The organism is Ottowia thiooxydans DSM 14619 (genome assembly GCF_000422885.1).
Lineage (GTDB): Bacteria > Pseudomonadota > Gammaproteobacteria > Burkholderiales > Burkholderiaceae_C > Ottowia > Ottowia thiooxydans.
Window position 1 is genome coordinate 605,097 of sequence record NZ_AUGX01000001.1, and the last position, 20,747, is coordinate 625,843.

Below are 20,747 nucleotides of genomic sequence, written 5' to 3' on the forward strand. Positions count from 1 at the left end.
AGGGGCGAAGAGCGTCGCAACAAATAGGAGACAACAATGGATGCATTGGGCCGAGGCGCACTCGCTGTGCTGCGCTGGCTGATCGTGCTATGCGTGGGTGCCATGGTGGTGCTCGTGTTCGGGAACGTCGTACTAAGGTACGGTTTCAACTCCGGCATCAGCATCTCGGAGGAGGCAGCGCGGTACTTTTTCGTATGGCTCACCTTCCTGGGTGCTGTAGTCGCCATGTACGACCACGCGCATCTAGGTGTGGACACCTTGGTCTCGCGGCTGCCGGTGATGGGTAAGAAATTCTGCGCAGTACTCAGCGACGTATTCATGCTCGGCTGTTGCGTACTGCTGCTGATTGGAAGTTGGAAACAAACGCTTTTCAACATGGACAACGCGGCCCCGGTCTCCGGTGTACCGGTCGGCGTCATGCACGCAGCAGCAGTGGTGTCCAGTGTAGGACTGATCATCGTGATCACGTCGCACTTGATGCGAGTGCTTAGCGGCCGAGCTGGCGTGGACGAGCTTGTGCAGGTGGTCGAAAGTGAAGAGCGTATGCCTGAAGCGGCGTTGCCAGAGGTGCGCAAGTGACCATCGCCGTCTTCCTTTTCTCGCTGCTCGGCGCCATGGCGCTTGGTATGCCAATTGCCTTCGCGCTAGTCGTTTGCGGCGTCGCGCTGATGGTTCAGCTCAACAACTTCGATGCGCAAATCATTGCGCAAAACCTGGTCAACGGGGCTGACAGCTTTTCGCTGTTGGCAGTGCCTTTCTTCATGTTGGCAGGCGAATTCATGAATGCGGGCGGCATCTCACGTCGCATCGTGAACCTGGCCATGTCGTTGATCGGCCATAAACGCGGCGGCCTGGGTTACGTGGCGGTGTTCGCTGCCATTTTGATGGCCAGCATGTCAGGCTCCGCCGTCGCCGATACCGCCGCCGTGGGCGCGCTTTTGATTCCGATGATGCGCAAAGCAGGTTACGACGTGCCACGCTCGGCTGGCTTGATCGCCTCCGGGGGGATCATTGCACCGGTGTTGCCGCCATCCATTCCATTCATCATCTTCGGCGTCGCGGGCGGTGTTTCGATCAGCAAGCTGTTCTTGGCAGGCATTGTTCCGGGGCTGATGATGGGCATCGTACTGGTGTTCACATGGTGGCTTGTCAACCGCAAGGAAGAACTCACGGTGGCGCCACGCCAGTCGATGCGCGAAGTGCTGTATTGCCTCAAGGATGGCATCTGGGCGTTGGTCATCCCGGTACTGATCGTAGGGGGTATCAAGGCGGGTGTCTTCACACCCACCGAAGCCGGTGTGGTGGCTGCGGTTTACTCCTTCCTCGTGGGTAAATTTGTCTATAAGGAACTGAAGTTTTCGCAGCTCTATGAGCTGATGTTGTCAGCGGGCAAAACAACCGCAGTGATCATGTTCCTGGTCGCGGCAGCGGCGGTTTCAGCCTGGCTCATCACTATCGCTGATTTGCCGCAAGCCGTTATTGGATTGCTGGAGCCATTGATCGACAACAAGATCTTGTTGATGGTGGTCATCATGATCATTGTGGTGCTCGTGGGAACCGCGATGGATCTGGTACCTACGATCTTGATCCTGACACCTGTACTGATGCCAGTGGTCAAGCAAGCAGGCATTGATCCGGTGTACTTCGGCGTGTTGTTCATCATGAATAACGCCATCGGCCTCATCACGCCGCCAGTAGGCACTGTGCTCAACGTGATCTGCGGCGTCAGCAAGATCACCATGGATCAAGTGATGAAGGGCATCTGGCCATTCCTGCTCGCGCACTTGTTGCTACTGGCCGCGTTCACTTTATTCCCGCAGCTCGTGCTGATCCCCATGAAGTGGTGGATGTGAGCGAGATCGCAGATATGCAGGCCCGTGATTTCCCTATCGTCGATGCGCACCAGCATTTCTGGGAGCCAGAACGAAACTATCACCCCTGGCTAAACGACGAGCCAATGATCCCGTTCCGCTATGGGGATTACACGGCGATTCGCAGCCGATTTCTGCCACCGGACTATATGGCGGCAACCGGTGGGTGGAAGGTTGCAAAGACCGTCTACGTTGAAACCGAATGGGATCACCGCGACCCTTTGGGCGAAACGCGGTATATCCATAAGGTAGCCGCGGAATTCGGAGTGCCGAATGCTGTGGTTGCCCAGGCTTGGCTCGATAGCGAAAACGCCAGGGACTTGATCGTTGCCCAGGCGGCCTTCCCGTTGGTACGTAGCGTGCGCCACAAGCCTCGTGCAGCCGCCAGCGCGGCGCTAGCGCAACGCGGTGCCAGGGGCAGCATGGATGACCCGCGATGGCGCGACGGTTTCGCTCATCTGGCCCCAAATCATCTGATGTTTGATTTGCAAACGCCTTGGTGGCATCTGGACGCAGCCGCAGACCTGGCGGGGGACTTTCCCTCCACCACGATAGTGCTCAACCACGCGGGGCTTCCGTCAGACCGCAGCGTACCCGGCTTGGCCGCCTGGCGTTCGGCTATGGAGCATCTGGCGAGAGCTCCCAACGTCATGCTCAAGATCTCGGGAATAGGACTGGCAGACCGACCATGGCGCGCGGAGGACAACATACCAGTGGTGCGCGATGCGATCTCGATCTTCGGGGCAGAGCGCTGCATGTTCGCCAGCAATTTCCCCGTTGACAGTCTGATCGGAGACTTCAACACCATCTTCAGCGGTTTTGCACAGGCCACGGCATCAATGCCATGGGAAGTCCAACGTGGGCTCTTTCATGACAACGCGTGCCGGGTCTACCAACTATGACCCCTGTTCACTGAATTCATAAACGAAGGAGACAAACATGAAGAAATCATTTCACCTCGCTATCCTGGCCGCTCTCACGTGCACCGCTTTGGCAGTTCCCCTGGGCGCCAACGCTCAAGTGCGTGAGCACACCTTCCGCATCAGCACCGGCGATCCATCTGCCGCCCCAGGACCCATGGGTAATAAGCGCTTCGCAGAGTTGGTCGCCAAAGCCAGCGGCGGCAAGATGAAGGTCAAAACCTACGACTCTGCCATGCTCGGAAACGATGTTCAGATGCAAGGCATGCTGCAAGGTGGGACCATGGATTTCGCACTTGTTGGCGCGCCCACGCTGGGCGGCCTGGTCAAGGAATTCGGCGTCCTGGACTTCCCCTTCAGCTTTCGCAACGTGCGAGAAGTCGACGCCATGCTCGATGGCCCGATGGGTACACAGCTACTCGATAAGTTGAAGGCCAAGGGCCTTATCGGCCTGGGGTTCTGGGAAATCGGGTTCCGTCAAGTCACCAATAGCCGGCGTGCAATCACCAAATGGGAAGACCTCGATGGTCTCAAGATCCGAACAGTGCAGAGCCCGGTCTTCCGCGAGTTCTTCAACAGCACGGGTGCCAATGCCGTTCCGATGGCTATCAACGAGGTTTACACGGCTCTTGAGACCAAAGCCATTGATGCACAAGAGAACCCGCCATCGATTGTGTCCACACAGAAGTTCTTTGAGGTCCAAAAGCACCTTTCATTGACCAACCACATCTATACCGCGTACGTGCTGCTGGCAAGCCAGAAGAGTTGGGACAAACTCAACGCGGATGAGCGCAAGATCCTTACGGACGCCGCTGCTAGCGCACGCAGCTACGAGCGCCAGATCGCCCGCGAGCAAAATTCGGCCTTGCTGGTAGAGCTGCGCAAGCAGATGACGGTCAATGAGCTGAGCCCCGCCGAGACCGCCCGCTTCGCCGAAAAGGCCAAACCTGTACAGACGAAATTCTCATCCACGCTCGGCGAGGATTTCGTCAAGGCGTGGCTCGGCGCGCTTGATCAAGTTCGTGCCACCGTCAAATGACCTCCATGGGTGATGCAGCACCACTCAATTTGGTGGATGCGCACCATCACCTTTGGGATCTGAAAGCTCACCGCTATCCTTGGCTTCAGGATGCGGTGGAGCCCAACTTTTTCCTAGGTGACTACGCAGGCATACGGCGCGACTATCTTCCAGGCGACTATCGCAACGATACCCGCCACCATAAAGTCATCGCCACGGTACATGTGGAGGCTGAACGTGCACGGGATGACCAAGTCGGTGAAACCGCCTGGCTACATCGCCAGCACGCTCGGCACGGGCTGCCAAACGCGGTTGTCGCGCACGCCTGGTTCCACACGCCTGAAGCCGAGGAAGTACTCGCTGCACAGGCAGCCTGGCCCCTGGTGAAAGGCATCCGGAGCAAACCAGTGACATCTGCCACGCCCGACGCGCCCCCCCCTCGTGGCGCCGGGTCCATGCATGACCCCCAATGGCTGCGCGGGTTCTCCTTGCTGGAGCAGCACGGCTTCTCATGGGATCTGCGCGTGCCCTACTGGCATCTGGCTGAGGCGGCTGAGGTTGCACGGCAGTTTCCAAATACGCCCATCGTGCTGAACCACACAGGTTTCCCTTGGAATCGCTCCGCTGAAGGAATAGCTGCCTGGCGGACTGCCATGGAGGAGTTAGCACGCCAGCCCAATGTGCACGTGAAGATATCCGAGCTAGGCCTGCGAGATCTGCCATGGACGATTGAGTCCAATCGCGGCGTCGTACGTGACACGATCACCATTTTCGGCATGGAACGTTGCATGTTCGCAAGCAATTTTCCAGTGGCCGGTCTACGAATCGGATACGACGCATTGATAGAGGCTATGCAGCAGATCCTCGCCGATTTCACGGCCTCCGAGCGCGACGCCTTCTTTCGTCGTAATGCACTGAATTTCTATCGGATTTCCCCCCCTGACTTACAAGGAGACAAACCATGATTTCCCGCCAACGATTCATTTTGAGTGCCGTCGCTGCTACAGCATTGGCTGTGTTAAGCACACCGACTCTTGCACAAGTGCGAGAACAAAACTTCAAGATTGGTACAACCCTGCCGGATGATCACCCGATCACCCAGGGGGCCAAGAAGTTTGGTGAACTACTACAGGCCAAGAGCGCGGGCAAGATGAAGGCCAGGGTATACAGCTCCGCATCATTGGGCAATGAGATGCAGATGCAGTCTGCACTCCAGGGTGGTGTGCAGGATTTCTCCATCGCAACGACCACGACGCTGGTAGGCATGGTCAAGGAGTACTCACTCTTTGATATGCCCTACATGTTCCGCACCACTGCAGAGGCAGATGCCATTTTGGATGGCGCCATTGGCAAGCAGCTTTTCGCGCTGCTGGAGCCAAAAAATCTGATTGGTCTCACCTACATGGAGCAGGGATTTCGTGACACCACGAACAGCAAGCACCCCATCTCGAAATGGGAAGACTTCAAAGGTCTGAAGATCCGGGTACAGCCTTCCGCCTTCTACGTTGACATGTTCAACGCCTTGGGCGCAAACGCAGTGCCCATGACCATCAACGAGGTCTATACGGCCATGGAAACCAAGGCCATCGATGGCCATGAGAACAGCCTCGCAGCAGTCAATTCCAACCGCTTCCAGGAAGTACAGAAGTACTTGAGCCTCACTGGGCACGCGTACAACGCGGTCGCTTTGCTGATGTCAAAAAAGACTTATGACAAGCTCAACCCGGACGAGCGAAAGCTGGTTTCAGAAGCCGCCCAGGAAGCAGCCATTTACGAACGCGGTGTGAGCCGTGCATTGGCTGGCTCATTGCTCGAAAAACTGAAGAAGGACGGAATGCAAGTCAACGACGTTACTCCGGCGGAGAAGCAACGCCTCGCAGAAAAGCTCCAGCCCGTCGTGACTAAGTATGCTGGCATTATTGGCGGTGACTGGATGCAGCGCATGGGTTCTGAATTGGCAAAGATCCGCACAGGCAAGTGAAATTTTGGTGCTCTGAGAAGCATAAGAAATCCCCCCGCGCTCCCCGCTTCGCGAGGTTCGCTGGGCCCCGTGGGGGGCTTTTCTGCTTTGAGGCGGCCCGGCCACAAAAAAAGCCCGTGGAGCGAATCCACGGGCTTTTTTTTCGGAGGACGAATCAGGCCAGCGTGTAGGACGTCTTCACTGTGGTGAAAAACTCCTGCGCATACTTGCCCTGCTCTCGCGAGCCGTAGCTTGATCCTTTGCGGCCGCCGAACGGCACGTGGTAGTCAACACCGGCTGTTGGCAGATTCACCATCACCATGCCTGCCTGACTATGGCGCTTGAAGTGCGTCGCGTACTTCAAGCTGGTGGTCGCAATTCCTGCGGACAGACCAAACTCTGTGTCGTTAGCAGTAGCCAGCGCTTCATCGTAGTTCTTCACCCGGATCACGCTTGCGACCGGGCCAAAGATCTCTTCCCTGTTGATACGCATGTCCTTATCCGTATCCACCAACAGAGCCGGAGACATGTAGAAACCTTCGGTAGCCAGTTTCAGTCGTTCGCCCCCGGTGAGCAGCGTAGCGCCTTCGTCCTGGCCAATCCGCACATAGCTCAGGTCCTGCTCAAGCTGGCTCTGACTGGAAACGGGGCCAATATCCGTTCCCTCCGCCAAGGCATCGCCTACTTTGATCTTGGACATGCGAGCCTTCATGGCATCGATGAACTTAGGGTAAATGCCCTCAGTGACGATCAGACGGCTTGAAGCTGTGCAGCGTTGGCCAGTGGAATAGAAAGCGCTCTGCACGCTCAACTCTACCGCTTGAGCCAGATCGGCATCATCCAGCACGATCTGCGGGTTCTTGCCGCCCATCTCCAGTTGGACTTTCTTCTGACGGGTCACGCATTCCACAGCAATGGCTCGGCCCACACCGACTGACCCGGTGAAGCTGATGGCATGTATGCCGGGATGGCTTACCAGCGCGCTACCAATGACGCTACCGCGCCCCATGACCAAGTTGAAGACGCCCGCCGGAATGCCCGAACGGCTGATGATCTCAGCCAAAGCCCAAGCGGAGCCTGGCACCAGATCTGCGGGTTTGAGGACAACGCAATTGCCAAAGGCCAAGGCAGGCGCGATCTTCCAGGCCGGAATGGCGATGGGAAAGTTCCAAGGAGTGATCAAACCCACCACACCGATGGGCTCGCGAGTGATCTCCACGCCGATGTTCGGGCGTACCGACGGCAAGAGTTCGCCCGACAGGCGCAGACATTCACCGGCAAAGAACTTGAAGATCTGTCCGGCGCGCGTGGCTTCTCCAATGCCTTCAGCCTTGGTTTTCCCCTCTTCTCGCGACAGCAGCGTACCGAGTTCTTCACGACGTGCCAGGATTTCGGTACCGATCTTGTCGAGCGCATCCGAGCGTGCCTGAACCCCGCCCGTGGCCCAGGCCGGGAATGCGGCGGTGGCAGCAGCTACTGCGGCATCCACGCTCGCGGCATCGCCCTGCGTGTATTCAGCGATGGTGTCGGCAAGGTTGGAGGGATTCAGGTTGGGGCTGTAGCTGTTTCCACTAACCCACTGACCGCCAATGAAGTTGTCGTTCTTTTTCATTCGTGATCCGTTCATTTTCCCCAGCGTAGCACAAGGGGATCGAGCCGTTTAGCCGTTGCGATTAACCCTTCACGCACGGCCGGGTGCATAGGCGGCCACGGATGACGCGGTGCTTCGCAAGCAATTACCCCGCCTTCCTTCATGAGCGCCTTCGCCGCAAGAATTCCTGCCTGCCGATTCTCGACATTGATCAGTGGCAACCAGCGCTGGTACAGCGTAAAAGCCAAATCCATATTGCCCAGGCGGTGCGCTTCGATGATTGGGCGTATGCCATCCGCAAAGGCACCACCGGTCATCGCGCCGGTCGCCCCGGCGTCCAGATCGGGCAGCAATGTAATGGCTTCCTCGCCATCCCATGGCCCTTCTATGACCTCACCGCCCAGACGAATGAGCTCGCGCAGTTTGCTTGCTGCGCCAGCGGTTTCGATCTTGAAATAGCTGACCTGTTCAATTTCCTTTGCCATCTTCGCAAGGAAAGCAGCGGAAAGCGCCGTTCCACTGGCCGGTGCATCCTGCACCATGATGGGAATGGAGACCGAGTCCGATAGCCCGGCATAGAACTCGAAGATCTGAGTCTCAGGCACACGGAAGGTAGCGCCGTGGTAGGGCGGCATGACCATCAGCATGGCCGCACCCATGTCTTGCGCTCGCCTGCTGCGTGCAGCGCAAACCGCTGTACTGAAGTGAGTGGTCGTCACAATGACCGGCACTCGCCCGGCAACATGTTCGAGTGCAGTCCGGGTCAAGATCTCGCGCTCTTCGTCTGAAAGCAAAAATTGCTCCGAAAAGTTGGCAAGAATGCAGATTCCGTCTACGCCCGAGTCGATCATGAAGTCGAGACAGCGCTTCTGGCTTTCGAGATCAAGCGCACCGAATTCGTCGAAGGTGGTGGGTGCTACGGGAAAGATGCCCCGATAGCGAGGGTTGGAAAGTCCAGGCATGGGATGGCTCACTCGATGATGTCGAACTGATCAAGAAACTCGGTCTTCAAGCTAAGACCGAGGCCGGGGACGTCATCGCGCAATTGCACAAACCCGTTCTCCGCGATCGGCTCGCCGTCAAAGATGTAATAGAACAGCTCGTTGCCCACCTCGACATCAAACATGGGGAAGTATTCGCTGATGGGCGACGCAATGGTGCTCATTGTCAGGTGGTAGTTGTGCATCTGACCTGCGTGCGGGATGACTGGCACCGAGTAGGCTTCACACAGAGCATTGATCTTGTGCGCAGCAGTGATGCCGCCCACACGGTTGGTGTCATATTGAACGACGCTCACCGCTTTCTTGTCTAGCAGTTGCTTGAATCCATAGAGCGAGAACTCATGTTCGCCCCCAGAGATGGGAATGCTCGTCAGTTGATTGAGTTCGGCGTAGCCATCGATATCGTCGGCAATCACTGGTTCCTCCACCCAACGCGGCTCGAACTTCTCCAGCTTGGGCAAGATGCGCTTGGCGTACTCCAGGTTCCAGCCCATGTAGCACTCGAGCATCAGATCGCTTTCGTAGCCAATTACTTCACGGAGTGCCTCAACGGCCTTCAGGTTCTCAGCCACACCACGAGTGCCGTGCGCTGGGCCGTAGCCGAAGCGAGACTTGAACATGGTGAAGCCCTGGTCAAGGAACTTCTGCGCTTCAGCCTGCATTTCATCCAGGTCGGTGCGGTAAAGCTTGGAGTAATAGACAGGAATTTTTTCCTTGGTGCGCCCGCCCAACAACTTGAAGACCGGCTTATTGACCGATTTGCCCAGAATGTCCCAGATGGCCAGATCAACCGCTGAGATGGCGGCCATGGTGACGCCCTTGCGCCCCCAGGCGTGCGTGCTGCGGTACATGCGTTGCCAGAGGTACTCATAGTCCCAGGGGTCCTGGCCAATCACCAACGGAGCCAGATACTGGTCAATGATGGCTTTGGCGACAGCAGGAGCCAAGGCCACGTTGCCTAGCCCGACGATACCGTCGTCAGTTTCGATCTCCACCACGGTCCAGGAGTGAAAGCGGAACGTACTCATGGACTCAGTATTTGAGTAGACCAGGTCCATCGCGTTAGAGCAGAAATTTCCTTGTGGTGGGACGGTCTTACCCTTCCATTGAAAAACGCGAGCGCGAACGGATTTGATTTTCATGGCTGTCTCGTTGTGAATGAATTGATGGACTCAAGCGGGTTGGACATCGCGCAGGCGCGCGGCGCCCATGCGACTGGCAATCTGAAAAGCCTGCCAGGTAGCTTCGACGTTGGCTTTGCCCATGCCGGCAATGTCGTAGGCGGTACCGTGGGCCGGCGTGGTGATGGGAATCGGCAAACCTCCCTGCACCGTGACGCCGCGCGAGAAGCCCAGAAGCTTGATTGCGATCTGGCCTTGGTCGTGGTACATGGTGACAATGGCCTGGTACTCGCCCGCCACCGCCTTCAGGAAGATGGTGTCAGCCGGGAAAGGGCCATGGAATGGCGTGTCGGTTGGCCACTCACGCGCCTGAAGGGCACGCACAGCCGGAGCAATGATGTCAAGCTCTTCACGTCCGCAAACGCCGCCGTCTCCGCCGTGCGGATTGAACGCAGCAATCGCCACCTTGGGCGCTGCGATGCCACTGGCCAAGAGTGACCGATATATCAGCTCCGAGGCCTGCTCGATGCGCTCAACGCTCAGGAAACTGGCAACCGTCTTGAGCGGTACGTGCGAAGAGATGCGTGATGTCCAAAGGTCGCCAAGCGTGTTGAATTCGCAGAAATACCCCTTCACCCCTAGATACTCGGCAAAGTGATGCAACTCATCTTCATGCTGCATTCCACCGATCTTCATGGCCTGCTTGTTAAGTGGCGCAAAACAGATGGCATCGACTTCGCCGGCAAGTGCGGCGTCCATGCAAAGATCAAGCACCTTCAAGACCGAGCGGCCACCAGGCGCTTCTGCCTGACCGCGATTCACCAAGGCACGATCAATGCTGTCAACTGCAATGAACGCGGGGCGCGAGCGGTCTGGACGTTGACGGACTTCGGCGAACGACGCCACTTCATCACACGGAACCGTCAGGCCTGCGATGCGCTGCCCTTCATTCCAAAGCCAGGGGTCGCCCACCAGCACGATGTTGGCCAATGCAGTAGCTTCAGGTTTGGCAAGCAGCCGGGCGATCAGCTCGGACCCTATCCCGGCGGGATCGCCGAGCATGACGGAGACTACAGGCAGTACGGGGTGACTCATTGATTACTCCAGGCGGATGTTGCGCTTCTTGATGAGTTCGCCGAAACGCTTGTTTTCGGCTGCATGGAAGTCAGCGAACTGAGCTTGCGTCGTTGGCGTGATCTCTGCGCCAATGCCGTCCAGGCGGGTCTTGGTTTCCGGCATGGCGAGCACGAGATTGACAGCGTCATGCACCTTGGTCTGCACAGCCTTTGGCGTTGAAGCAGGCATGTAGATGCCGTACCAGGCACTCATCTCAACGCCCTGCACACCGGCTTCGGCCATCGTTGGTACATCAGGAAGTTGCGGATTGCGCTTTGGTGTGGTGACCGCAAGCGCCCGGATCTTCCCGCTCTTGATGTGGCCCAGGATGGAAGGCAAGGTGTCGAAGCTCATCTGGACTTGCCCGCCCACCAGATCGATCAGGGCCGGGCTACTTCCCTTGTAAGGCACCTGAGCTATATCAACTTCAGCGGCATCCTTGAACATCTCTGCTGCGATGTGCTGTGTGCTACCGGAGCCACTACTCGCATAGTTGAGCTTTCCGGGTGAAGCCTTCGCAATCTGGATGAGCTCTTTCACGGTTTTCGCAGGTACACCATTGCCCACGACGAGTACATTGGGAACAGAGCCCACGAACGCCACCGGAACCAGGTCGCGGTTGCTATCGTAGGTTAGCTTTAGCAGGTGCGGCGCAATGGCGTGCGCTGTCACCACACCCATCAGCATGGTGTTCCCGTCGGTAGACTTGGCGGTGACGCCAGCTGCCAGGGTGTTTGACGCACCGGGGCGGTTTTCCACCACGACGGGCTGTTTAAGTAGCGGCCCCAACCTGTCTGCCACTGCACGCGCCATAGCATCAGTGCCCCCGCCCGGCGCGGACCCCACCAGGATGCGCACCGGATGAGTGGGCCACTCCTGCGCCTGAGCACCACCAGGGCCCAACACAAGCACAGTGGCAGCCGTTAAGGCCATCATGAATTTCATCTAGCTGTCTCCGAATACGTTTTATAAGAAGTGAACCGATGGTAGGCATGCAATTGATTGCCGTAAACTGAAAGCTCTTGATCGATCAATAACCTCAGGTAATAGAAAATGGGCTCTATCGACCGGCAGGACAGCACTCCACAACTGCTTAATCGGCTACGCATGCGGCAAGTAGCCTTGTTGCTCGCTATCGAGGATCGGCATACGCTGAGTGGCGCAGCGAATCAGCTGGGCCTGACCCAGCCAGCCGCAACCAAGATGCTTCACGAATTGGAAGACGCCTTGGGTCAGACGCTTTTTGACCGGGTAGGCCGGGGCCTGCAGCTCAATGCGGCCGGCGAGCGCGCCACGGGCTATTTCCGCAGCATCCGCGGTTGTATGGAAGCTTTGAACCGTGAACTCAGTGAGATGCGCCTGGGCAGCGCCGGCAAATTCTCGCTAGGCAGCATCATGGCGGCGTCGCCCGGGCGACTGACTGACGCTTTGCTAGGGCTAAAGGCCCAGTTTCCACTGCTTGCCATGGAGATCGCCGTCGACACCAGCGACCGCCTGCTCGCTCAATTGAGGGAAGGCGTGCTTGAGGTGATGGTTGGGCGCCTGGTGGACGACCCCGGTATGGAGTGCGCCTTTCGCGCCATTGACGACGAAGCGCTGGCCGTGGTGGTAGCCAGCGATCACCCTCTGGTTGGCAAGCGGCGCATCGAATTCACATCTCTGCTCGAATTCTCCTGGGTACTGCAATCCAACGGAAGTCCAATGCGCGACCTGATAGAGCATGAGTTTCGCCACCACCATGCACTGATCCCCAAGGGTTTGATCGAGACGGGCTCCATCCTCACCACCATCAACCTGATCCGGCGCTCACAACTGATCGGCGTGATTCCGGAAGCCGTGGCCCAGCAGTATTCAGGAAACAATCTGCTGCACATCCTGCCCTATCGCTTTAGACAGAAGCTCGAAGCTTACGGCAGCGTGGTCCGATCGGATCGTCCTCTAAGCAAACCGGCACAGGAGTTTCTCACGTTGCTGCACGCGCCAAGGAAGCTTTGACTCTGGTTAGATTTTGGAATCAAAGCTAGAGGGGACGCCGTAAAACATCGCCGGTAAGTATCAGCCCAGTCTAGGCATGTTGGCCATCGCGCCGCCCTTCTTTTCGGATGGTGCGGAGGATAGCGATCAACCACCTCAAGCGCCAATCTCCTCAGAACCGCTGCAGCGGTCTTCGCGATTCTTTGGCTCGGCAGCCCGCCACGGGCGTGCCGTTGTGCACTGGCCCTTCAACACGGGCTTGATGGCCTCGAACTGCCTTCGGCTGATGGCACTGGGGTAGCCGTTGCCCCCTGAGCTTCCCATGAAATTGAGAGGCGCGGCGTCTCAGCTGCCGATGAGGACCAAGCTCGCATCCATCTCAAGATGATATGGCAGGCAGTGAATTAGGTATTGGACAGATGGGATCACGCTGCCTAATCTCCACGCATCTTGTTGCGTTCGCGGCAACTCAAATCCCAGGCGCCGCCAAGACAACCAAGAAGACGGCGCAGTAAATGGGCGCTTGATGAACTGACTCAGTCGGCGAACCACGCAAATCGGAGGGTTCTTGAATTTCTCTCTATTCACAGCATTCGCCCCTTCTGGGCCATCTGCGCTGAGCTTATTCAGCCTTTCAAGGCATCGCTCTCCGTCAGGAATGCATGAAGCTTCGTGTATCGGACGCATGTGCGCCTAAACAGACGCCTGCGAGCACTAGAAGCCAGCAGCCAGTGCCACTAAAAAAGAGAAGTACCGAGCAAGGGTTGGACATTCTGACCCTTGCAAATTTCAGTGGATCAGAGAACGCACTTAGAAGGCGTTCCATTTTTAACCTAAGCAACGGAGACAAATCATGAAACAAGAACGCAAAACTCAAGAAGCTCATTCGTACATGGAGAAAGCGGCCATGCTCGACCGCCGCGCGGCCCTGACCAAAACCGTCGGTGGACTTTTTGCCCTGCAGGGAATGGGAATGAGCATGGCACATGCTCAGCCGGCCAACTGGCCTTCCCGCTCCATCCGCATGGTGATCCCACAGGCGCCCGGCGGCGGCATCGATATCCTGGGCAGATTGGTTGCGCCACGCCTTACCGACGTGTTCAATCAACCCGTCGTCGTGGAGAACAAACCCGGTGCTTCCGCGAACATAGGGGCCGCCGACATCGCCAAGGCAGCGCCGGATGGGTACAGCATTCTGTATGGCATTAACCAGATCGTTACCTTCAACCCCCACATTTACCCCAAGTTGACCTATAACCCGTTAACTGATTTGGTGCCGGTAACGCAAACCAGCACCGTGGGTTTCATTCTGGTGGTGAACAATAATTTGCCAGTCAAATCGGTCAAGGACTTGGTGGAGCACGCCAAGAAGAACCCCGGCAAATTGAACTACGGTAGCTGGGGCGCGGGGTCCGCCCATCACATTGGGATGGAGCTGTTTTGCGGTATGGGCGGCGTCAAGATCACTCACGTTCCTTACAAGCAAGCGCCTGTTACCGACCTGATAGGTGGCAACATCGACATTCAATTGGAGGTGCCACCCTCCATTCGCTCCTTCATTTCAGAAGGCAAGGTCCGAGCCTTGGCATACACGGGTGCGACCCGCCACCCAGACTTCCCTGACCTGCCTACTGTCGCCGAAACCTTACCCGGGTACGAGTTGATTTCATGGCATGGGGTTTGGCTTCCAAAGGGTGCCTCGCCAGAACTCGTTGAGCGCTTCAATACCGAATTTGTCCGCATCGTGAAGACGCCGGAAATTAACAAAAAAATGGCGGAGTTTGCGTTTACGCCTACCGGCACTACTTCGGCGGAGTTTGCGCAAATTATCGCGCGCGACAACAAAAAGTGGGGCCAGGTGATCCGCGATCGCGATATCAAAATGGACTGAAAGCGAAGGTCGCGTTGATTTCTAATGGCGACTCAGACCATGCCAATGCGTTTTCCTCGCATTGAAGGCCTGGATCGCCTTCTCTTTTCCCCGCTTATCGACCATTGCAGAAACCATGAAAATTAAAGCCATCAGATTTCACGCCCCAGGCGAGGCCAAGGTCCTCCAATTCGACGACATTGACCTTCCAGAGCCTGGCGTTGGAGAGGTCCGCATCCGCCACACGGCTATAGGTTTGAATTATCAGGATATCTATGCCCGTTCGGGCCAGTATCCTGTACCCACACCTAGTGGACTCGGGACCGAGGCCGCAGGTATCGTGGAGGCTGTGGCCCCTGATGTGACCGACTTCAAGGCAGGCGACCGCGTTTTCTATATCAGCGGCCCGAACCTGGGGGCCTATGCCACGCACCGCAACTACCCCGCTCAGCGACTGCTGCATTCGCCCGATCACACCAGCGACGAACAACTGGCCGGCTCGATGCTCAAAGCGATGACGGTCGAGTACCTGATGCGCCGCTGCTATGCCGTGCAAGCCGGTCAGCACGTGTTATGGCATGCCGCCGCGGGTGGCGTGGGCCTGCTCGCGGGACAGTGGGGCCGACACTTGGGTGCGCACATGATCGGAGTAGTCCGAGGCTCAGAAAAAGCTGCCTTGGCGAAAGCCAATGGCTATGAACACGTGATCGACCGGTTGACCGAAAACGTGCCTGAGCGCGTCAAGGCCATCACAGGCGGTGCGGGCGTACCAGTCGTGTACGACTCGGTGGGCAAGAGCAGCTTTGAGCAGTCTCTCGCCAGCTTGGCGCCCCGCGGGTACTTTGTTTCCTTTGGCACGACCACGGGCGCGCCGCCTCCAATTGAAGCGGCCACATTGCAAAAGCTGGGGTCTTTGTACTTCACCCGTCCGACACTAGTGACCTATACGGCTTCCACAGAAGATCTACGGACATCTGCAGCGGCAGTATTTGAGCTGCGTTCGCAGGGACTTCTCGAAGTCTCTATTAACCAGCGGTATGCACTTGCTGATGCTGCCCAGGCGCACGCGGATCTGGAATCTGGGCGCACCATGGGTTCGAGCGTTCTCCTGCCCTGAGCCATCCAAAATGAGTGCCTACTGGATCTCCCGTTGCATCGTCCGCGATCCTGTTCAATACAAGCGGTACACCGATCTGGTTCCGGGCATCCTTGCCGCACACGGGGGCAAAGTGCTCGCGCGCGGCGGCCGCTACCAGATCATGGAGGGCCCGGAAACGTTTCATCGTTTCGTCGTCATCGAGTTCCCTAGTCTCGAAGCGGGCGTCAGGTGCTTTGAGTCCGCCGAGTACCGCGAGGCTGCCTCGTTTCGCCGGGGCGATGCGGGGATAGTGGAGAACGTCATCGTCGAGGGCGTTGATCCCTCCACTTGATCCTTACCTTTTGAACTGATCGAACACGCTCCAGGCATCAACGACCTCAAGCGCCGATCTTCCCAAGACCGCTGCAGCTCACGCTGCAGCGGTCTTTTTCATTTTCTGGTTAGGGGCACAACCAGATCAACCGATCGCCAACTACCGCTTCCGCCGCACTCAACTCCGCGCAAAGACACGCCTGCAACCCCATTCCAAATACACCCAAATGCGGAGAAAACTCTTCTAAGAAACAAGAGATATCCGCCAAATTGCGCAGCAAAAAACTCCATGCATCAACCGACAATTTTTGAACGAACACGGGGCCTTGTTCCTTGATTCACAGGGCATCCGGCGGCTTTCACGTTTTCCGTAAAGGCCGCCCAACGATCTCATATTTATTGAAGGAGATAGCGTGAAGTCAAACGTTTTTTCGGTCATTCTTTGCAGCGCCGGGTTGTTGTGCGCAACGCCTTCGGTCACGTGGGCACAAGTGGTCAGCACAAGCAAACCGGTACGCTTCATCGTGCCGTTCGCGGCTGGCGGAGCGCAAGATGCCATAGGTCGATACTTTGCCCACAAGCTGACCACCCGTGCAGGAATGACCGTTGTGGTGGAGAACAAAGGCGGAGCGGGTGGCGTGATTGCGGCAGACCAAGTGGCGAAATCCACGCCGGACGGCACCACTCTACTGATTGCCACGGGCAGTCCCATCACTATCGCGCCTCACCTGCAACCCAAACTGCCCTACGACCCAAAACGCGACTTCGTGCCCCTGGCGATCCTGGCCGACACGCCCATGACGTTGGCAGTGCGCAGCCAGAGCCGCTACACCACCATGGCTGAACTGATCCGCGACGCGAAGACCCGCTCAGCGCCGCTGAGCTTCGCATCCAACGGGACAGGCACGATTTCGCATTTGGTCGGCGAGCTGTTTGCCCAGCGTGTGGGCGTTCCGATCCTGCCCGTTCCGTACCGGGGTGCCGGCCCGGCCATGACCGATCTGATGGGCGGGCAAGTCGAAGTGATGGTGGCGAGTTCGGCATCCATTGATCCCGCCGTGAAGATGGGCACAGCGCGCGTATTGGGGAGCTTCACTGCCAAGCGCCTACCCACGCTGGGTGGAGCGCCGACGGTGAACGAAAGCGCCGGTATGAGCGGGCTGGAGGTGCCCGTGTGGGTTGGCGTGATGGCTCCGGCCAAGACACCCGCAGCCCGTATCGCTCATTTGACCCAAGAGCTCCAGGCCATCTGCAAGTTGCCGGAGACACAGGAAATGTTTCTCGGCCTGGGCGCCCTCCCCTCCTGCGGCGGGCCGGCGGATCTGGAGAAAGTAGTAGCGGAGGACTTCGATCGATGGAGCCGCGTGATTCGCCAAAGCAACATCAAAGTGAACTGAAAGGGAACGCCATGAATATTGGAATCGTAGGCTCGGGCGCCGTGGCGTTGGCATCAGCCGCCTGGCTCGCTCACGGCGGACACAAGGTGAACGTGTGGTCGCCCACGGGCCACAATGCGGATGCATTGCGCGACGAACCTCTGAGCGCCTCCGGCGTGCTGACGACCCAGGTGCGGGTGGGGGTTGTGGACAACGCCGCCGCTTTGACTGAGGCCGCTGATGTGCTGTTGATCGCCGTGATCGTCAACGCCCATCGGCGCGTCATGGATGCACTCCTTCCTCATCTGCGCGATGGCCAGACCATCATCATCAGCTCCATGAGTTCGTTGTCCGCGCTGTACTTGGCAGAGCAGGCACGTCAGCTTGGGCACGACATCACTGTGGCTAGTTGGGGCACCACCGTATTGACGGCACGCAGGCAGAGCGACACCCATGTGAAGATCATGACGTGCAGGGTTGCGCTGGGAGTCTCCGCCATTCCATGCAGGCGCACAGAAGCCGTGGTGAGCCTATGCAACACACTCTTTGGCGAAAGGTTCACAGCACAAGACAATGCGCTGGCCAGTGCATTGACCAACATCAACCCTGTGGCGCACGGACCGTTGGCGCTCTACAACTGGACGCGCATAGAACGCGCCGAGCACTGGCCGCAGTACCACTACATGACCTCCATGGTGTCTGGCGCTATCAAAAAGCTGGACGCCGAGCGGATAGCCCTGGCCGACGCATTTGGCACCCGGGTACGCACGATCGAACAGCACTTCGCCCAATCGTTCTCCACTTCGGCTGAAAACTTGAGTGGAATTGCCGACGAGCTCCACGCCACGCGTGGTGGTCCGCCCGGACCGACCGACGTGGCGACGCGCTTCCTTGCTGAGGACGTTCCGTTCGGGCTGATCTTCAACGTGGCGCTGGGCCGCATCGCTGGCGTGGATATGACCGCCACGCAGGCGGTCATCGGCAACGCTGCCTTGATCACCGACCGGGACTTCACGGCAGAGAACGACTTGCTCGAACCACTGATGCTGGCCGGAGAAACCGTGACGGGCTTGCTGGCGCGGGTGAACCACTAAGAAATCTGACGCGCGAGAAAAGGAACGGGTTGTAACGCACGAACCGTTGGGCACTCATCCCCGCTTTTTTTTGGAAGACGAGCTAGAAAAGACGTTTTCCGCAATCACCAAAGGTATCTCTGTGGAATCCAATTTCAACATCGACACGCGCCTGCTGCACGCTGGCAGGAACCCGGCCAGCCACGGTGGCCTGGTCAACACGCCGGTTTGCAGGGGATCGACCATCGTCGCACCCACACTTCAGGAATGGGAAGCCCGCAAGACACCCGGCAATCCCTACGCTTCTTACGGCCGCTTTGGTTCGGCCACCACGCTAGCGCTGCAGGACATGATGGCCGAGCTGGAGGGTGGTCATCGCTCTTTGGTCTTTCCCTCGGGTCTGGCCGCGTGTACCCATGCCCTCTTGGCGTTCGTGCGTTCTGGTGACCACGTGCTGATGACCGACAGCGTCTATGGCCCGACACGCTCATTTGCGGAAGACGTGCTTTCCCGTCTGGGTGTGGAAGTGGAGTTCTACGATCCCACCATCGGTGCCGGCATCCGCCAGCAGATGCGGAAAAATACCAGACTGGTCTTCGTAGAGTCCCCAGGTTCAGCGACCTTTGACATCCAGGATATTCCTGCCATCTCCGCCCAAGCCCACGAACATGGGGCCTTTGTCGTTATGGACAACACCTGGGCCAGTCCGTTGTTCTTCAAGGCCTTCGAGCACGGAGTGGATGTGTCCATTCAAGCTGCGACGAAATACCTCGTCGGGCACTCTGATGCCTTGATGGGGGTGGCCACCGCCAATGAGCGCGCTTGGCCACTACTCAAGGCCGGCGCACACGATTTCGGACAAACCACCAGCCCCGACGACATCTTCCTGGTGCTACGTGGCCTGCGAACTCTTTCGTTGCGCATGCAACGGCATTGGGAGAGTGGCGTGCGCCTTGCGAAGTTTCTTCAACAGCATTCCATGGTGGAGCGGGTGCTTCACCCCGCCTTGCCTGAAGACCCCGGGCATGCGCTATGGAAGCGCGATTTCCAAGGGGCCAGCGGCCTGTTCGCATTCGTCTTGCTGCCTCTCACCCGCGCGCAGACCATCGCTTTCTTCAACTCGTTGAAGCTGTTTGGAATTGGCCTTTCGTGGGGCGGATTTGAGAGCCTGGCCTTACCCATGGACGCTCCAAAGCGCGCAGTCGCGCCCTGGACAAGTCAGGGTCAGTTGGTTCGGGTACATGTGGGCCTGGAAGACTACATCGATCTCGAAGCCGACATGGCCCAGGCGCTGGAGGCCGCAGCGAAAGCCGCGGCTCGAAAGCCCGGCACGAGCTCCGATGTGTCAGCAGTTCCCCCGCAGCACAGTGCTGTGCACCTGATGGAAAACGTGCTCTGAGCTGACGATGCAAGACTTGCTCTACCTGAATGACGCGGCGATCCGGCAATGCGGCATCTCTATCAACGAAGTGGCCGAAGCGATTCGGCAAGCCTTCGTTGATAAGCACACGCACCAAGCCATCACCGAACGACCGCTGTATATGAAGGCCAGCGCCGAGCTGGATTTCAAAGCCAAGGGAGGCGTACTCGCCAGGCAAGGATTCGTGGCCGTCAAATGGTATGGCTTCGCAGCTGGCAACGCAGCGTTGAATCTTCCCAACTTCATCCCGATGATTCTGGTCAACCGCCTGCCCACCGGCGAGCCTGCGGCCATCATGGATGGGCACTGGATATCGGGCGTGCGTACGGCCGGGCTTTCTGCCGCTGCTGCTGCCGTGCTGGCGGACCCAGAGTCGGCGTCGGCAGGCTTCATTGCCGCAGGTTTCCAAGCCCGTTCCCACCTGGACGCCCTGCTGGCCCGCTTTCCACTCAAGCGGGTTACCGCTTACAGCCTGAACGGAAAAGGTGCTTCCAGTTTTGTAGAGTATGCACAGTCTCTGGGTCTGCAAGCTCGGGTGGCTGAGCAAGCGCGAGACGCTGTGGCGGACCATCAGATCGTTATCACCAGCACGCCTAGACTTTCCTCCCACACTTCGTTCCTCGATATTGACTGGTTGTCCCCAGGGTCATTCGTGTCTATGGTCGATGGCGGACGTGCATGGAATGCTGCCGGCTTCGACCAACTGGACATGGTCGTAACCGACGATCTGGATCCTGTCTCCCAGATGGCCCTGGAAGACCTGCACTACAAAGGCAGCTTTGCTGGGGAGCTCGCAGAGGTTCTTGCACAGCCTGAGTTTGGTGCGTCTTCCGCAAGCGCCCGGCGTGCGCTCGTCTTTGCAGGCTCGGGCCTGGCGGACGCGGCGGTTTCAGCGCTGGTGTTTCAACGAGCTGTGCAGTTAGGCCTGGGGACGACCCTGGCGCGTTAGCCGCACGCACGGTTAGTGGCGCACTCCTTTCAAGCCGTATCCAGCGCTCTGCATCCCTCTAAGTAAAAGCAGGCGC

General features: G+C 58.0%; 20 protein-coding genes. 14 read left to right on the plus strand and 6 right to left on the minus strand.

Going from position 1 to position 20,747, the window contains the following annotated elements:
* Window positions 1–36 precede the first annotated feature (36 nt).
* The 6 genes from G518_RS33665 to G518_RS0102950 are packed head-to-tail and all read left to right on the plus strand — an operon-like array spanning window position 37 to window position 5,790.
* Window positions 37–579: a TRAP transporter small permease gene (locus tag G518_RS33665; RefSeq protein WP_051235908.1), complete on the plus strand. Its 543-nt coding sequence runs from the start codon at window positions 37–39 to the stop codon at window positions 577–579.
* On the plus strand, window positions 576–1,853 hold the full coding sequence (locus G518_RS0102930) for a TRAP transporter large permease subunit (RefSeq protein WP_028601243.1): 1,278 nt from the start codon (window positions 576–578) through the stop codon (window positions 1,851–1,853). Before G518_RS33665 ends, G518_RS0102930 begins: the two co-directional genes overlap by 4 nt.
* Complete coding sequence (locus G518_RS33670; protein ID WP_245597880.1) at window positions 1,850–2,773, plus strand: amidohydrolase family protein; 924 nt, start codon at window positions 1,850–1,852, stop codon at window positions 2,771–2,773. The genes G518_RS0102930 and G518_RS33670 overlap by 4 nt, the downstream gene beginning before the upstream one ends.
* 37 nt (window positions 2,774–2,810) lie before the next feature.
* Complete coding sequence (locus G518_RS33675) at window positions 2,811–3,830, plus strand: TRAP transporter substrate-binding protein (RefSeq protein ID WP_036593211.1); 1,020 nt, start codon at window positions 2,811–2,813, stop codon at window positions 3,828–3,830.
* 5 nt (window positions 3,831–3,835) lie between these two features.
* Window positions 3,836–4,774 carry an amidohydrolase family protein gene (locus G518_RS0102945; RefSeq protein WP_245597881.1) on the plus strand — a complete coding sequence of 313 codons (939 nt, stop codon included), beginning with the start codon at window positions 3,836–3,838 and terminating at the stop codon, window positions 4,772–4,774.
* Window positions 4,771–5,790 (plus strand): TRAP transporter substrate-binding protein, encoded by a 1,020-nt coding sequence (locus G518_RS0102950; RefSeq protein WP_028601245.1) that lies wholly within the window; start codon window positions 4,771–4,773, stop codon window positions 5,788–5,790. The genes G518_RS0102945 and G518_RS0102950 overlap by 4 nt, the downstream gene beginning before the upstream one ends.
* 154 nt (window positions 5,791–5,944) lie before the next feature.
* On the opposite strand, the gene G518_RS0102955 is transcribed toward G518_RS0102950, so the two are convergent.
* From G518_RS0102955 to G518_RS0102975, 5 genes are read right to left on the minus strand one after another with little or no spacing between them, the layout of a single operon-like run.
* Window positions 5,945–7,381: an aldehyde dehydrogenase family protein gene (locus tag G518_RS0102955; protein ID WP_028601246.1), complete on the minus strand. Its 1,437-nt coding sequence runs from the start codon at window positions 7,379–7,381 to the stop codon at window positions 5,945–5,947.
* A gap of 11 nt (window positions 7,382–7,392) precedes the next feature.
* The gene (locus G518_RS0102960; protein ID WP_028601247.1) at window positions 7,393–8,322 is read right to left on the minus strand and encodes a dihydrodipicolinate synthase family protein; all 930 of its coding nucleotides are present in this window, start codon (window positions 8,320–8,322) and stop codon (window positions 7,393–7,395) included.
* An 8-nt stretch (window positions 8,323–8,330) separates the two neighbouring features.
* Window positions 8,331–9,503, minus strand: a complete 1,173-nt coding sequence (locus tag G518_RS0102965) for an L-rhamnonate dehydratase (RefSeq protein WP_028601248.1) — start codon at window positions 9,501–9,503, stop codon at window positions 8,331–8,333.
* A gap of 30 nt (window positions 9,504–9,533) precedes the next feature.
* A complete protein-coding gene (locus G518_RS0102970; protein WP_028601249.1) occupies window positions 9,534–10,577 on the minus strand; it encodes a 4-hydroxythreonine-4-phosphate dehydrogenase PdxA in 1,044 nt (347 codons plus the stop codon).
* A 3-nt stretch (window positions 10,578–10,580) separates the two neighbouring features.
* Complete coding sequence (locus G518_RS0102975; RefSeq protein ID WP_028601250.1) at window positions 10,581–11,543, minus strand: Bug family tripartite tricarboxylate transporter substrate binding protein; 963 nt, start codon at window positions 11,541–11,543, stop codon at window positions 10,581–10,583.
* Window positions 11,544–11,651: 108 nt separating this feature from the next.
* Here G518_RS0102975 and G518_RS0102980 point away from each other — a divergent pair, with 108 nt between their 5' ends.
* From G518_RS0102980 to G518_RS0103000, 4 genes are all read left to right on the plus strand, one after another.
* Window positions 11,652–12,593: a LysR family transcriptional regulator gene (locus tag G518_RS0102980; RefSeq protein WP_028601251.1), complete on the plus strand. Its 942-nt coding sequence runs from the start codon at window positions 11,652–11,654 to the stop codon at window positions 12,591–12,593.
* Window positions 12,594–13,425: 832 nt separating this feature from the next.
* Window positions 13,426–14,463 (plus strand): Bug family tripartite tricarboxylate transporter substrate binding protein, encoded by a 1,038-nt coding sequence (locus G518_RS0102990; protein ID WP_156909249.1) that lies wholly within the window; start codon window positions 13,426–13,428, stop codon window positions 14,461–14,463.
* A gap of 115 nt (window positions 14,464–14,578) precedes the next feature.
* Entirely contained in the window at window positions 14,579–15,559 is a 981-nt protein-coding gene (locus G518_RS0102995) for a quinone oxidoreductase family protein (protein ID WP_028601254.1), read from the plus strand.
* Between the two features lie 10 nt (window positions 15,560–15,569).
* Window positions 15,570–15,872 (plus strand): DUF1330 domain-containing protein, encoded by a 303-nt coding sequence (locus G518_RS0103000; protein WP_028601255.1) that lies wholly within the window; start codon window positions 15,570–15,572, stop codon window positions 15,870–15,872.
* A 109-nt stretch (window positions 15,873–15,981) separates the two neighbouring features.
* Here the strand turns inward: G518_RS0103000 and G518_RS39810 are convergent, their stop codons facing one another.
* The gene (locus G518_RS39810; RefSeq protein ID WP_156909250.1) at window positions 15,982–16,173 is read right to left on the minus strand and encodes a hypothetical protein; all 192 of its coding nucleotides are present in this window, start codon (window positions 16,171–16,173) and stop codon (window positions 15,982–15,984) included.
* Window positions 16,174–16,266: 93 nt separating this feature from the next.
* Here G518_RS39810 and G518_RS0103005 point away from each other — a divergent pair, with 93 nt between their 5' ends.
* From G518_RS0103005 to G518_RS0103020, 4 genes are all read left to right on the plus strand, one after another.
* Entirely contained in the window at window positions 16,267–17,250 is a 984-nt protein-coding gene (locus G518_RS0103005; RefSeq protein WP_028601256.1) for a Bug family tripartite tricarboxylate transporter substrate binding protein, read from the plus strand.
* Window positions 17,251–17,261: 11 nt separating this feature from the next.
* Window positions 17,262–18,323, plus strand: coding sequence for an NAD/NADP octopine/nopaline dehydrogenase family protein (locus tag G518_RS0103010; RefSeq protein ID WP_028601257.1), 1,062 nt, complete (start codon window positions 17,262–17,264; stop codon window positions 18,321–18,323).
* 121 nt (window positions 18,324–18,444) lie between these two features.
* Window positions 18,445–19,701 carry a cystathionine beta-lyase gene (gene metC, locus G518_RS33680; protein ID WP_156909251.1) on the plus strand — a complete coding sequence of 419 codons (1,257 nt, stop codon included), beginning with the start codon at window positions 18,445–18,447 and terminating at the stop codon, window positions 19,699–19,701.
* Between the two features lie 7 nt (window positions 19,702–19,708).
* Complete coding sequence (locus G518_RS0103020) at window positions 19,709–20,671, plus strand: hypothetical protein (RefSeq protein ID WP_028601258.1); 963 nt, start codon at window positions 19,709–19,711, stop codon at window positions 20,669–20,671.
* Window positions 20,672–20,747 lie beyond the last annotated feature (76 nt).

Bases quoted from the DNA above. Each gene is read 5' to 3' on its own strand.
- G518_RS0102945 (WP_245597881.1), top strand. From the start codon at position 3,836: ATGGGTGATGCAGCACCACTCAATTTGGTGGATGCGCACCATCACCTT.
- G518_RS0102970 (WP_028601249.1), bottom strand. From the start codon at position 10,577: ATGAGTCACCCCGTACTGCCTGTAGTCTCCGTCATGCTCGGCGATCCC.
- G518_RS0103010 (WP_028601257.1), top strand. From the start codon at position 17,262: ATGAATATTGGAATCGTAGGCTCGGGCGCCGTGGCGTTGGCATCAGCC.
- G518_RS33665 (WP_051235908.1), top strand. From the start codon at position 37: ATGGATGCATTGGGCCGAGGCGCACTCGCTGTGCTGCGCTGGCTGATC.
- G518_RS33675 (WP_036593211.1), top strand. From the start codon at position 2,811: ATGAAGAAATCATTTCACCTCGCTATCCTGGCCGCTCTCACGTGCACC.
- G518_RS0102990 (WP_156909249.1), top strand. From the start codon at position 13,426: ATGAAACAAGAACGCAAAACTCAAGAAGCTCATTCGTACATGGAGAAA.
- G518_RS0102960 (WP_028601247.1), bottom strand. From the start codon at position 8,322: ATGCCTGGACTTTCCAACCCTCGCTATCGGGGCATCTTTCCCGTAGCA.
- G518_RS0102995 (WP_028601254.1), top strand. From the start codon at position 14,579: ATGAAAATTAAAGCCATCAGATTTCACGCCCCAGGCGAGGCCAAGGTC.
- G518_RS0102980 (WP_028601251.1), top strand. From the start codon at position 11,652: ATGGGCTCTATCGACCGGCAGGACAGCACTCCACAACTGCTTAATCGG.
- G518_RS0103020 (WP_028601258.1), top strand. From the start codon at position 19,709: ATGCAAGACTTGCTCTACCTGAATGACGCGGCGATCCGGCAATGCGGC.
- G518_RS0102975 (WP_028601250.1), bottom strand. From the start codon at position 11,543: ATGAAATTCATGATGGCCTTAACGGCTGCCACTGTGCTTGTGTTGGGC.
- G518_RS0102955 (WP_028601246.1), bottom strand. From the start codon at position 7,381: ATGAAAAAGAACGACAACTTCATTGGCGGTCAGTGGGTTAGTGGAAAC.
- G518_RS0102950 (WP_028601245.1), top strand. From the start codon at position 4,771: ATGATTTCCCGCCAACGATTCATTTTGAGTGCCGTCGCTGCTACAGCA.
- G518_RS0103000 (WP_028601255.1), top strand. From the start codon at position 15,570: ATGAGTGCCTACTGGATCTCCCGTTGCATCGTCCGCGATCCTGTTCAA.
- G518_RS0102965 (WP_028601248.1), bottom strand. From the start codon at position 9,503: ATGAAAATCAAATCCGTTCGCGCTCGCGTTTTTCAATGGAAGGGTAAG.